Consider the following 13,283-nt stretch of genomic DNA (forward strand, 5'->3'; position numbering starts at 1 on the left):
GCCAATATAACGGGAATGATGATGAGGTGTCAAGCGGTTGAAGAAAAAAAGTTTTTGGTCGCCTGAATCATCGGCAGCATAGGCTTTGAGTGGCTTAGGATTTTCTGCTCGTGGCCTTGCTCAGGAGTCACCTCAGTCAAAGCGAGTGAAGCAATGATTGGCGCGCTATATAGAGAAATGCAATTGCTTTTGGGGCGAGATGGCAGCCTGTCGTAACTGCATTCAAATGCGACCCTACCAAAGCGATGATTTCGGGCAGGGACGTGTAGCCTTAGAGCAGTTAAATGGTTTTATGGTGAGGATTTGCCATCAGGGAAGAAGATGCGGATTGCCTTTCTGGATGTTGTTGATTACGATTACACGCCTGAGACGGTTTATTATCAACCGTTGGGCGGTTCAAGTTCTGCCATCTGCTACCTTGCTGAGGAGTTGGTGAAGCAGGGGCAGGAGGTCTTTTTGCTAAATAAGACGACAACCCCCGGTGTGTTTTTTGGGGTGACATGTTTACCCTTTGCAGAGATGTCTGCTGATTTGCGTCGATCGCTTGATGTCTTAGTTGTTGTAAATGTGGCTAGTCACGGTCGTCCGATTCGAGCTGTTTTGCCAGAATGGACGCGTTTGGTGTTGTGGTCACAGCATGCTCACGATCAGCCTGCGATTCAAGGATTACACAGAGCTGATGAGTGCGCTGCTTATGATGGTTTTGCCCTGGTAAGTGAGTGGCAGTCTGGACAGTATCAGCGGCATTTTGCGCTTGATTGTCAGCGCATCCAAGTTTTAAGGAATGGGATCAGCCCTGTTTTTCAACGTGATGTTGGTAGCGCGTCGATTGCCATCCGCTACAAGTCTCATCCTCCCATCTTGGCATACACAAGCACACCCTTTCGTGGCCTAGATCTCCTGCTAGATGCATTCCCTGCGATTCGTCGCGCGATTCCTGGAGCGGTTTTGAAGGTCTTTTCTAGCATGAAGGTATACAACTTGCCGGAAACAGACTACGGAGCGCTTTATCAGCAGTGTCGGGAAACAGAAGGCGTTGAGTATGTTGGATCAATTCCTCAGCCAGCTTTAGCAGAAGAACTTAAGGCTGTATCGATTTTGGCGTATCCAAATACGTTTGCTGAGACGTCCTGCATTGCGGTGATGGAGGCGATGGCAAGTGGCTGTTGGGTTGTGACGAGTGATTTAGGTGCGCTGCCAGAGACTACGGCTGGATTTGCGCGCTTGATTCCGACAAGTGACGATCGATCCGCTTACCAGCAGCATTTTATTGATGCAGTCATTGATACTGTCCGACATCGTCTAGCCAACCCGAACGAGGTTGAACAGCGGTTGGAACAGCAGGTTAGCTATGTGAATCAAGCGTATCGCTGGTCGGTGCGTGCGAAGGAGTGGATGACATGGTTAGAAGCGTTAGTCGCTGACCGTGATCGATCGACTACTCATGCTGCGATCAATCACGTTCAACAACAAGCGGCTGTCTTCTTCCAGCAGCAAAACTATGGTCAGGCAACAGTGCTATATCGCCAACTGCTAGAGCAAGCACCTAATCGAGTGTCAAACTATTGGTATTTAGGATTAAGTTTGCTGCTGCAGGGAGATGTGGATGAGGCTCAAGCCGTTTGGATGACGGCACTTGTGAATAGTGGGGAGTCCCTCGACGATCGCCTGGTTGAACTTGCCAGTCTGCTAAAAAACGAGTGTGAACGTCAGCAGCAGTTTGCCAATGCAGCAGCAGTGGAGCGGCTTGAGAGCTGTTTGCAAGCGTTAGCCGAAAATTTTTGAAACCAGCACCATGTTGGGGGTGCTGACTGCAGAACACTTTACGGCACAATGAAAAGGCACGATGTGTCGATTTACCCAAAGGAGAAATTTCTTGAACTTTCAGTCTGTCATTGCGGCTTTACACCAATTTTGGAGCGATCGAGGTTGTCTGATCGTGCAACCCTATGACACTGAGAAAGGGGCAGGAACGAAGAGTCCTCATACATTTTTGCGGGCGATCGGGCCAGAGCCGTGGTCGGTTGCTTATGTAGAACCCTGTCGGCGACCGGGGGACGGACGGTACGGAGAGAACCCAAATCGGGTGCAGCACTATTACCAGTACCAAGTGCTGATCAAGCCTTCTCCGAACAATATTCAAGACGTGTATTTAGATTCGCTGAGGGCGCTGGGCATTCAGCCAGAAGACCATGACGTGCGGTTTGTCGAAGATAACTGGGAAGATGCGGCGGTTGGTGCGTGGGGCGTTGGTTGGGAAGTGTGGCTGGATGGGATGGAAGTCACGCAGTTTACGTACTTCCAGCAATGTGGCGGGATTGATTGCTATCCAGTGTCGATCGAGATTACGTATGGGCTGGAGCGGTTAACGATGTATCTCCAGGGCGTAGACTCCATTTTCGACATTCAGTGGAACGATGCGTTGACCTATGGTGATATCCACTTGCAGGGGGAAATCGAAGGCTCTACGTACAACTTTGAAGCTTCCGACCCAGAGTTGCTGTTTACGTTCTTTAAGCTCTATGAGCAGGAAGCAAAGCGCTTGATGGCACTAGAGCTAGTGTTGCCTGCGTTTGACTATGTGCTGAAATGTTCGCACACGTTTAATTTGCTAGATGCGCGGGGTGTCATTTCAGTAACCGAACGGACACGTTACATTGGTAGAATTCGGAGTCTGGCGCGGCAGGTGGCACAAAGTTATTTGAAGCAGCGAGAAAAAATGGGTTTTCCGCTGTGTGAGCGATTGAAACAACCCGCTCCAGAGCACAAACAGGTCGAATCATTAGTAAAATAACCAACTGGTAAAGGAGTATTTGCGTCCTCGGATGACGGGTAGGGATTGGTGGGGATGAGTATAGTACGAGGGAAAGACGATCGCGCTGCCTGCCTTGGGTTTGACTTTGATATTTTGGCGATCGAACAAGGTCTCGCCACCTTCAAAATCATCGTTTAGGTAGCCGACAATGCTGATGTCGCGGGTAGGAATGCCGTTTGCGATTTCTTGAAAGCGGCTTGCCAGCAGCAGGTTATCGACATGGCGCTTGTAGCGTTGCCCTGGTTTATAGCGCAAGATGGAACACATTTCCGCCTGAGAAAATTTGATGCCGTAGTGCTTGAAGAGTAAATCCTGAATGATTTGCACTTTTGTGAGTAAGATCTGGTTGGTCGATTCCTGAAGTTGCTGCCCAGTGTTCCCCAACGGCAACATGTCGCTGCTGCGAACATCTGTATCGACCACATTCACGAGAATGCTGGAGGGTTTAAATTGACAGCATTCTGCGACCTGCATCACATGATTGCAGAGCGATGGCTCCAGCAGATGCTCGATGAGTAGAATATCTGAACCTAGATCTTTGAACGAGTGTCCCACAGGTTATCCTTATCCAATTGACCACTGTATTCCAGTTGATCGCTGTGCAATTGACGGCGACGCATTGACGAGGGCGTCAGGTCACGAAACAATAGGTCTTTGATTGACTAGTTTGATGTCTCTACGGTAGAGTGCCCCATTGACTCGCTCAAATTTTACTGCCACCTTACGTTCGTGGACGCAGCCGATTGATCGTGTTGCGATCGTTCTCATCGTAGCGTTGAGTTTGCTGATTGGCATTTTGCTGCTGAGCGGTGAACATGCCTCGGCTCGTGTCCGCGACTTTAGCTGGCAGAACAAACAGGTTGGTGCTGACGATACGGCGTTTACGCTTACCTTTAGCCGCCCGATGGATCATGCCAGCGTGGAGTCCAACTTGCGGCTTGAGCCACCGCTTTCTGGCAAAGTGAGTTGGGCGGGACGACGCATGGCGTACACCCTGAGTATGCCTGCGCCTTACGGCACCTCGTTTCAGGTGCAGCTCCAAAATGCTCGTGATCGCTTTGCCAGTGCCCGATCGTCTATGCAGCCGTTTACAGGGCAGTTTCAAACCCGCGATCGCGTCTTTGCCTATATTGGGGTCAGCGGTGAGGAAGCAGGGCGCTTAGTGCTCTACAACCTGAATCAGCAGCAAAAACAAGTGCTCACCCCACAAAATATGGTGGTGCTGGAATTTAAGCCTTACCCGCTGGGCGATCGCCTGCTCTTTGCCGCAACCCCTCGCACAACCCAACCTGCGGCACTGACCGATCAACAACTTTTTACAGTAACGACTGGCATTCACGTCGAGTCACCAAGACAGCTCAATGCGCCAGTAGCAGTGAATGAGCCAGCCTCTGTTGCGGCTCCTCCGAATCAGGTTGATCTAGTGCTTGATAACAAAGGCTATCAAAACCTGAAGTTTGACCTTTCAGCAGATGGCAACAAGATTGTCGTGCAGCGGGTGAATCGTAGTAATCCAAATGATTTTGGCCCCTGGCTCGTTCAAGCAGGAGCACCGCCGCAACCGCTTAAAGGAGAACCGGGAGGCGATTTTTTGATTACGCCCGATAGCCAATCGTTGGCGATCGCGCAGGGTCAAGGGCTGGCGATTTTACCCTTGCAGCCAGGAGCGAAACCACTAGACTTTTTGCCCAAGTTTGGGATGGTGCTGAGCTTTGCCAAAGATGGTTCCCTGGCAACGATGGTAAAGTTTAATACAGACAATACGCGATCGCTTTTTCTAGTCAGCAATCAGGGCACGCAGAAAGAGTTACTTCGTATCACAGGCTCCATTTTGGGCGCGCGTTTTGACCCTGTGAAACAAACCCTCTACTGCTTGCTCACCGAACTTTTAACTGGAGGCAATCTTTACCGTGAACAGCCGTATTTGGCCGCGATCGACCTGACCACGAGTAAACTCCGCCGTCTTGTCATGCTGCCCGACCAGCGCGATGTGCAGGTGAGCTTATCGTCTGATGGTTTAGCGCTTTTGTTTGACCAGGCGATCGACTCAGACCCCTCTCTCGCCTCAGGCAGCGGGAAGTTGCAAGACAGCGCAGGCAAAGTAATTGCCGATAGCCGTCTCTGGCTACTGCCCCTCGATCCAAACAATCCTGCTGCCAAGCTTCAACCTGAATCGTTGCCGTTGCCAGGGCTTCGCCCCCAATGGCTGCCTTGAGCGGTGACCTTTTTGGTTTGATGGATGATGGCTCTCGACTATCCCATCAAATCGATTTACTCTGTAGCAATCCTGAATCTGCGTCAGACTTAAGCACAAGACAGGCTTAAGCACAAGACAGCCGCTTGATAGTGAGCCTCTGCACCTGACGGCGATCGGCATTCTGCTCAAAAGGTCAATATGCAAGTACAGGATCTACTGGAGCGATACCAGAAAGGCGAACGCGATTTCTCCCACGTTGACCTGAGTGGAGCCAGCCTGAGCGGCGTTAACTTGCGAGACGCTGATCTCACTGGGGCAAATTTGACGGGAGCTAACCTGAGTTGGGCCTTTTTAAGCCGCACAAACCTGACAGCAGCTTGCTTGCGACGAGCAGACCTGCGTAGCGCGTCCCTCAACAACGCCATTCTTAACCAGGCAACCCTTAGTGGTGCTAACCTCAGTAAAGCCGACCTCCGGCTAGCGCAACTCCAAAACGTTGACCTTAACTGGGCTATCCTTCAAGAAGCTGACCTGAGTAGCGCCAATCTTCAAGAAGCAAAATTAGATCAGGTCAATTTAGAGCGGGCAAAACTCGGCAGCAGTAGCCTCATCGGAGCAGAACTCATGGAAGCAAATCTGCGCCGTGCCAATCTTGCTAATGCCAATCTCGATCGTGCCAATTTACGAGAAGCACACCTGGAAGAAGCAAACCTGAGAGAAGCGTCGCTAGTCGGCACCAATTTAATTGAAGCAAACCTCGACGGCGTTTACTTACGGCAAGCAAACCTTACAGGAGCCGACTTGCATCGGGTCATTTTGACTGGAGCAGATTTAAGTGAAGCAATTCTCAATAGTGCCGATTTGAGTCGAGCCAATTTAGCCGGAGCCTATCTGCTGAAAGCCAGCCTCAACAAAGCGCATTTGTTACGGGCAAATTTGCAAGACGTTTACTTGCTAAGAGCAGACCTCAAAGATGCCAATCTGCGTGGAGCGTCGTTGCAGAGAGCAGACCTCAGCGGCGCGTATTTAAGCGATACGTCCTTAAACGAAGCCGACCTTAGCAGTGCCTATTTGCTTGAAAGCCACCTGATCCGCACAAATTTGGACGGTGCCCAGATGACAGGCTGCTGTATTGCTAACTGGCATATTGAAGACACCGACTTCTCTAAAATCAATTGCCGCTATGTTTTCACTCAATTTAACTACACGACCAAAAGCCCGACCGATCGCTACCCAACAGGGCGTGAGCTAGAACCAGGAGAACTAGGGCGTCAATATGAGGAAGACAATGCAGTCATTGAGGTTCATCTGACGGAAGCACCCAATTGGGAAGCACTAGCCTTTACCTTGGTGCAGATTGCGCGAGAGGGGAACGGTTTGACCTTGACCGTGAAATCCTACGAATCGTCAGACGATCACTACCTCATACGATTGAAAGCAAGCCGCGCAGTGAGCGCCAAAAGCTTGTCGCGGCGATTTTTTCAGCTTTATCCAGAGGTTTTGCAGCGGCTGCTAACCCATCAGGCAAAGATTATCAGTCTGTTGGCGATCGCCCCTCAGGGCAATGAACCCAATCTGGCACTCGCATCCCCTCCTGAACCAGTTTCAGCCGAACCAAAGCTGCTGCCGTCGCCCGATCGACGCATCCGGCTTTACCAGGAAGTCGTGCGCCAAATTCAACACATCATGATGTGTCAGGCCCCCGAACAGTTTGTGCAAAGCGTGCAGCAACTATTGAACTATCTCACCCGCCAAGGCATTGCCACAGAAGACATTCAAAAAAAAGTGATTAGCCAGGTCATCACGCAACGTGCCAAACAAGACAACGGCTTTCGTGCACACATGCAGCGTTGGGAAACAACTGCACCTGAAGCAGCCCGCCTGTCTCCGGTTGGGCAAGCAATGCGGTTGGCGATCGCGCTCATGTGGACGGAGACAAAGCAGCCATGAGGGGAGGAATGAAAAAGGGTGAAGGCAAAAGGTGGGGAGTGGGGAGTAAGGAGTGGGCTGACGGCTGATAGCTGACCGCTGATGGCAGAACTCTTAACTCAAAACTCTTAATTCAAAACTCCTGTTCACTCCTCAGTCCCTTCGATCTGCTGAATCTCCTGAATCACGCGTTCTTTGCTGGCGATCAGATGGTCTCGCATGGCTTGTACTGCAGTGGAAGCGTCACGATCGTTGACAGCCTGGTAAATGCGACGGTGTTCTGTGCGAATTTCGAGCACACGAGGGTTGTGTTGCATTGTGCGCAGGCGAAGCAACATCATTTTATCAAAGACTTGATCGAGCAGTGTCACCAGCCAGGGATTACCTGAGCTTTCTGCCAACAGGCGATGAAACTGATAGTCCAGATGCAGCAGTTGATAATTCGTCAACTGATGAGATTCTTGCTCTGTTGACCTTTCTGCCTGATGAATGGCAAGGTCAATTTGCTCCAGTTGAACCGTTGTCGCATGCGAGCAAGCGGCGGCCACTGATACCTGTTCTAACGCGATGCGGCAATCGTAAAGGTGCCCAGCATCGGCAACCGAAAGCCAAGCCACCCGCAAAGCACCATTGTCATCGGCAACAATCAAGCTCTCTCGCTGCAACTGCCGAATGGCTTCACGAATGGGAGTGCGACTTACCTGCAAACTATCTGCAAGCTGAGTTTCGACCAGTCGATCGCCAGACGCAAGCTCCCCAGACAGGATGGCTGTGCGGAGAGTTTGGTAGGTTTGTTCGTGGAGTGACTGAGCGCGTTGAAGCGGACGAGATGAGAGAGTCAAAACGGGTGGAGTTGCCAAAATATCGATACTCCTTGAGTGTCGGAGAAAGAGGCAAGATAAGCAAGCGCAGACGTTACGATCGCAACTGTAACGGTACAGTGAGACGTTGATGACCTGATAGGCAGACACACTTGCAGCCTAAACTGTGGTTGCAAAGCATACGCTTAGCGCACGTTTCTACAGCACCCTGACTCTCTAGGCCGGAGAGGCACCTTTCGGAAGAAGTTCCGAAGCCCTCCTTTGATAGAGAGCGTCGATTGAGGCTGATTTTGGCGATTCATACACATGGCTTACAGCGGGGTTCCAACCCCTAGCCTGTTTGTTAGAACGGGCGCGGTAAGGCTGATACGCAAGGTTTTTGAGCTTGATTGATGACGGCTCCAGGCTACCAACATCGTAGTGATTGCTCAGCCTATACGTTGCCTTTAGATCACCATTAGGACTTACGCGTTTGCCTCCAGACCCCCAATGCTGGGGGCTTTAGTTGGCTCGGTTCCCCCAGCATTGGGGGCTAGGGGGCGAAAGATGATCGCTTTTGCGTCAGTCCTAACCATATACTGTCTACACGAGCACTGAACCCTTGGTGTGACAGAACCTTCAGCAGCAGTAGCGCGGCTTGCAGTGTTAGCAAGTCGCTGACTACTTCAGTCTGTGAACCAGTCAGCTGATAGACCAGTGAACCAGCAGTGAACCAGTCCTTAGCCAACTAAACCCGATCGTAAGGCTCTGACAGCCGCCTGAGTGCGATCGTCAGCACACAGCTTATTGAGAATATTGCGGACATGTGTTTTCACAGTACCAACCGTAATGTAAAGCTTTTCGGCGATCGCCGCATTACTGCACCCATCGACAATCAATTGCAAAACCTCAAGTTCGCGCTCTGTCAGAGGGTAGGCTTCAATAATCTGGTTGTACTCTGGCTCAGCAGCATGAATTGCCACCGTTCTAGACTCTGATCCGTCTCCATCCTCTGCACCTTGGCGTGCCTGATGCAGCACCACACGCGCGATCGCGGGATCAATCCACGAGTTGCCGCTGTTAGTAACCCGCAACGCTTCAGCAAGACTATCAAGGCTCACATCCTTCATGCAGTAGGAATCAGCACCTGCCGCAAAGGCAGCCAGCACAATATCGTCATTGTCTTGTAGAGTCAAAATCAAAACTTTTGTTTCGGCAACGGGAGCCTCTACGGCTTCTGTCTGTGCTTGCTTAAAGCGGCGCGTGAGTTCGATCCCATCCATGTCAGGCAGCCCAATGTCTACGATCGCCACATCTGGCTTAGTCGTTTCCAAAAGTTTTAGGCCGTCGGTGGCATTAGCGGCTTCGCCAATGACATTGAATCCCCGCTGCTGCAATGCCGTGCGCATCCCAACTCTCGTAAGATCGTGGTCTTCAATGAGGGTAATCCGAATATCTTCCATACTTCAGTTTCCTCAGCTTTAAACAAATAGCAAGTAAGAGAGTGAGGGATTAATCATACTCTAAACAATTAAGGATAGGGGTGACTAACGCTTAGTGAACAGTCACTTGAAGCAAACTAGCTCTGATTAGCCCAACCAGCAACTGCAACGCTATGCGTACTTAAGTTACACCGTGTTTGACTCGATGCAGCACACTAAACTGTGAACGGATAAGTCTTAACCGCCATACAGGAGCTTCGCAGGCGCTCTGCATTTCGTGCATCTGCCTAAAGTGGGAAGCTTGGAGAGCCAGAGTAATGACTCGATCGGGTGAGCACGATCGCCCCAGCACGGAATCCTAAAGCGGTTAGAGGCAACGCTCAAGCAGGACAACCTTCACTACTCCTTTTAGGCTGGCCTCAACCTGCCGATAGATTGAGGACAAATTAGACACATTCCTTAATCATGAATGTACTGATCGATAGCCGATTGAGTCTGTGTCGCGTTCGATTCAACGTGGTTGCCTTTGAAGAAGGGCGAGCGGCTGGGAGCGTAAAAAAACTCTATAGCGATTGATTCCTAGTCATCAGTCCTGGTTACGTGTCATGGAAGAAACTTTAAAAATCTTGCTGATTGATCGTGACGCGTCTGCACGTTCCACTGTTCGCCAGCTGCTCAACGGGGCAGAGGTTGCGGCAGACGTTAGGAGTATAGGAACGTGTGCAGAGGCGATCGCGCTTTTGCAGCAGCATCCGTTTGATTGTGTGTTGCTGAACTATCAGTTGCGCGATGGTGATGGGTTGCAGTTAGTCAGGCAAGCACGGCAGTTGGGGATCGCCGTTCCTTTTGTGGGTCTCATTGAGCAAAGTGATGAGCAAGTAGCCGTTGCGCTCATGAAGGCAGGTGCAGTGGACTGTCTCTTTAAGCGCAGGTTAGAACCTGAAGCTCTGGTACGGAGTCTTTTTAATGCAGTGCGGGTGCATCGGGCAGAAATGCAGGCAGCAGAGGTTACTAAACGACTGCACGAAAGTGAAGAGCGCTATCGGCTGGTGCTGGAAGGCTCCTATGATGGCGTTTGGGATTGGTACATCTGCCAAAATGAGGTCATTTGTAACGATCGCTTTCTAGAAATCGTTGGGATTGATCGCAAGGCGATGGGTACGGCTCAACGAGCGTTTTATCAACTCATTCATCCAGAGGATCAACCCCATGTTCTAGAGGCAATCAAGGCTCACTTACGACAAGAAACCCCCTTTGATGTTGAATTTCGGTTGCGCCATGCGTCGGGCGTCTACCGTTACTGCATTTCGCGGGGTAAAGCCCAACGGGATGAAACCAGCCAACCATTTCGTATGTCGGGTATTGTCAGCGACATTACAGTGCGCAAACAGGCAGAAGCCGAAATTGTGGAACTCAATCGCGCGTTAGAGCGACGGGTGGTAGAGCTGCAAACGCTCTTGGATGTGATTCCAATTGGCATTGCGATCGCGGATGACCCAGAGTGTCAGGCGGTTCGTGTTAATCCCACCTATGCCGCCATGCTGGGCCTGACACCCGACTCAAATACGTCCCTTACCGTGGAGACTGGCGACCCCTTACTGTACAGGTTGCAGCAGCAGGGGCAGCCGTTACCATCACAGGTCTTTCCCATGCAACTGGTCACAACATTGGGGCGATCGGTGCTAGATGCAGAGTTTGATATTGTGCGAGACGATGGGACGCTCATCAATGTGATTAGTTATGCCAATCCCCTGTTTGACGAACAATGTCAGCCAAGAGGGTGCGTAGGCGCGTTTCTGGACATCACCTCGCTGAAACAAGCAGAAGCCACCCAGCGGTTTCTGGCTGAAGCCAGTTCTGTACTGTCCGCCTCGCTTGACTATCAAACGATTTTGAACAACCTGGCTCAGCTAGCAGTGCCAGCTTTAGCCGATTTCTGCTTTTTTGACATCCTGAACAAGCAACAGTTTCAGCTTCTAGCATGGCAACACGTAGACCCTGTCAAAAAACACTGGTTGAGTCGCGCCCAACAGCATACCCCTACCTTAGACCAGGAGCGACATCCGGTTGTGCAATGCCTGACAACAGGGCATACCGTTTTTTTATCGCACGTGACAGACGAGTGGCTTGAGTCGATCGCCATTAATAGCGAGCACCTCCAGTTTTTACGCGATCTCGAAATCGGCTCTCTGATGACGCTGCCTCTGGTCGTCCCCGATCGCAAACTGGGGGCTATCACCCTCTGCCTGTCTCGGTCTTCTGGGCGGCGCTATACCCAAATCGATCAGCAGTTAGCTGACGACTTAGCGCAGCGAGCTATTCTAGCGATCGACAATGCTCAGCTTTACCGTTCAGCCCAAGAAGCCGAGCGAGATTTGCGGCATGCACTGATTATTCTGGGGCAACATCAGCAACAACTGCGCACGCTACAACGGCTCACCGACTTACTAAACCAACGCCTGACCAATTTGCCGGAACTGTTGCAAAGCATGGTTGCTGCTGTCTGCGATGTGATCCCCAACGCCGATTTTGGGTTGATTGTGCTTCAAAACCCCTATACAGGCATGTTAGAACTGACAACAGCGACCGGAGTGGGCACAGAGCGCTTTCAACTAGAGAACGATTTTGCACCGGGCGAAGGACTACTGGGCGAGATCTTTCTCAGTGGGGGGTCGCAGCTCATTCAAGCATCTGACATGAGCGGGTTTGCATCCATTCGGGAACCAACCAGGGATGACTCTGCAAGGGAGAACGACTTACATGAGGATACAGAGCGTTGGCAGCAGGACATTCCCGATCGCCTTGCTTCAAACGACAGCGTACTTCTACCACCGTCGCTGTGTATTGTGGCGATCGAGTCGTCTCAGGCGGGGCGGTTAGGCGTGTTGGCTATCGGCAACTGGACAAACCCAGCGGCCTTTAACGACGAAAACCTGCAACTGCTAGTGGCCTTTGGAGAGCAAGCCGCGATCGCGCTGACCAACGCCCAGCTCATTAATGCGCTCGAAGAACGAGAAGAGCGCTTGGAGGTGCAAAACCGCATTCTGGGTGAGCAAAACCATGAGCTAGAAGAACAGCGGCAGCAAATTCAGTTTCAAAACTTGCGACTGCAAGAAGCCGCTAAGCTCAAATCACAATTTCTGGCAACGATGTCCCATGAACTGCGGACACCCATGAATGCCATTATTGGCTTTTCGCAACTGCTGCTGCGCCAGCAAGTGACATCGCAACAGCAGGACATGCTTGATCGCATTCTCAGCAACGGCAGAAACCTGCTCGCGCTGATCAACGACATTCTGGATTTGTCCAAGATTGAAGCGGGACGATTGGCACTGGTGCTTGAGACCGTAGATCTTCCTCAGCTCGTGAATGTCACCGTCGAAGAGTTGCGATCGCTGGTAGACCAAAAGCAGCTCACGCTCGATGTCCAGATCTCGCTCCAGAACCCGTTGATTGTGAATGACAGTACGCGCTTGCGGCAAGTGCTCGTCAACCTACTTTCAAACGCCATCAAGTTTACCGAAGTCGGTGGTGTGCGCGTCGAAGTGGTCGAGGTTGAACCCGATACGATCGTCATTACCGTAGAGGATACAGGCGTTGGCATTGCCGAAGCCCACCTGAATTACATCTTTGAAGCGTTTTATCAACTGGATCAAACCCTTGCCAAGCGGTTTCCTGGTACAGGGTTGGGTTTAGCCATTACCGACTTGATTGTCCAACGGATGAACGGCGCGATCGCCGTTGAAAGTGAGCTTGGAGTCGGGTCAACGTTTCGTGTCACCATACCGCGTCAGTTGAACGGTGCAGGGAATAGCGTGGAGTGAGTAGAGGGCAGAAGGCAAGAGGGCAGGGGGTAGAAGGCAAAGGGGGCAGGGGAGGCAGAAAACTCTCTTTTACCAAAAACTAACAACTTCTCTAATACCAATTCCTTAAAGACCCGCTACGGATAATGCGTCCAGAATGGAACGCCAGCCGACAATGGAGGCAATCACCGCTTGGGTCATCGCTTCTAACCGAGCGCGCATTGTGAAATGACAATTACATAGGGCTCTTCCCAGCTTTTGGTGATGGGATGCCATGATCAAGATATATCCCTTGCG

General features: G+C 51.2%; 8 protein-coding genes. 5 read left to right on the top strand and 3 right to left on the bottom strand.

Translation table 11 applies throughout. The features are described 5' to 3' along the window. The first annotated feature begins 321 nt into the window (after positions 1–321). Both AC5JLP_RS33435 and glyQ read left to right on the top strand, forming a co-directional pair. Positions 322–1,785 carry a glycosyltransferase family 4 protein gene (locus tag AC5JLP_RS33435; protein WP_496072199.1) on the top strand — a complete coding sequence of 488 codons (1,464 nt, stop codon included), beginning with the start codon at positions 322–324 and terminating at the stop codon, positions 1,783–1,785. 91 nt (positions 1,786–1,876) lie between these two features. Next, on the top strand, positions 1,877–2,794 hold the full coding sequence (glyQ, locus tag AC5JLP_RS33440) for a glycine--tRNA ligase subunit alpha (RefSeq protein WP_496072200.1): 918 nt from the start codon (positions 1,877–1,879) through the stop codon (positions 2,792–2,794). Here the strand turns inward: glyQ and AC5JLP_RS33445 are convergent. Beyond that, positions 2,783–3,370: a prolyl hydroxylase family protein gene (locus tag AC5JLP_RS33445; protein ID WP_496072201.1), complete on the bottom strand. Its 588-nt coding sequence runs from the start codon at positions 3,368–3,370 to the stop codon at positions 2,783–2,785. The genes glyQ and AC5JLP_RS33445 overlap by 12 nt on opposite strands. Positions 3,371–3,509: 139 nt before the next feature. Here AC5JLP_RS33445 and AC5JLP_RS33450 point away from each other — a divergent pair, with 139 nt between their 5' ends. Further along, positions 3,510–5,030: a hypothetical protein gene (locus tag AC5JLP_RS33450; RefSeq protein WP_496072202.1), complete on the top strand. Its 1,521-nt coding sequence runs from the start codon at positions 3,510–3,512 to the stop codon at positions 5,028–5,030. A gap of 180 nt (positions 5,031–5,210) precedes the next feature. Next, on the top strand, positions 5,211–6,962 hold the full coding sequence (locus tag AC5JLP_RS33455; protein ID WP_496072203.1) for a pentapeptide repeat-containing protein: 1,752 nt from the start codon (positions 5,211–5,213) through the stop codon (positions 6,960–6,962). 125 nt (positions 6,963–7,087) lie between these two features. Here the strand turns inward: AC5JLP_RS33455 and AC5JLP_RS33460 are convergent, their stop codons facing one another. Both AC5JLP_RS33460 and AC5JLP_RS33465 read right to left on the bottom strand, forming a co-directional pair. Beyond that, positions 7,088–7,801 carry a GntR family transcriptional regulator gene (locus tag AC5JLP_RS33460; RefSeq protein WP_496072204.1) on the bottom strand — a complete coding sequence of 238 codons (714 nt, stop codon included), beginning with the start codon at positions 7,799–7,801 and terminating at the stop codon, positions 7,088–7,090. A 680-nt stretch (positions 7,802–8,481) separates the two neighbouring features. Beyond that, positions 8,482–9,204 carry a response regulator gene (locus tag AC5JLP_RS33465; protein WP_496072205.1) on the bottom strand — a complete coding sequence of 241 codons (723 nt, stop codon included), beginning with the start codon at positions 9,202–9,204 and terminating at the stop codon, positions 8,482–8,484. Positions 9,205–9,788: 584 nt separating this feature from the next. Here AC5JLP_RS33465 and AC5JLP_RS33470 point away from each other — a divergent pair. Further along, a complete protein-coding gene (locus AC5JLP_RS33470) occupies positions 9,789–13,007 on the top strand; it encodes an ATP-binding protein (protein WP_496072206.1) in 3,219 nt (1,072 codons plus the stop codon). The last annotated feature ends 276 nt before the right edge of the window (positions 13,008–13,283 follow it).

The sequence above is a fragment of the Stenomitos rutilans genome, from assembly GCF_059505485.1.

Bases quoted from the DNA above. Each gene is read 5' to 3' on its own strand.
- AC5JLP_RS33435 (WP_496072199.1), top strand. From the start codon at position 322: ATGCGGATTGCCTTTCTGGATGTTGTTGATTACGATTACACGCCTGAG.
- AC5JLP_RS33455 (WP_496072203.1), top strand. From the start codon at position 5,211: ATGCAAGTACAGGATCTACTGGAGCGATACCAGAAAGGCGAACGCGAT.
- AC5JLP_RS33465 (WP_496072205.1), bottom strand. From the start codon at position 9,204: ATGGAAGATATTCGGATTACCCTCATTGAAGACCACGATCTTACGAGA.
- AC5JLP_RS33470 (WP_496072206.1), top strand. From the start codon at position 9,789: ATGGAAGAAACTTTAAAAATCTTGCTGATTGATCGTGACGCGTCTGCA.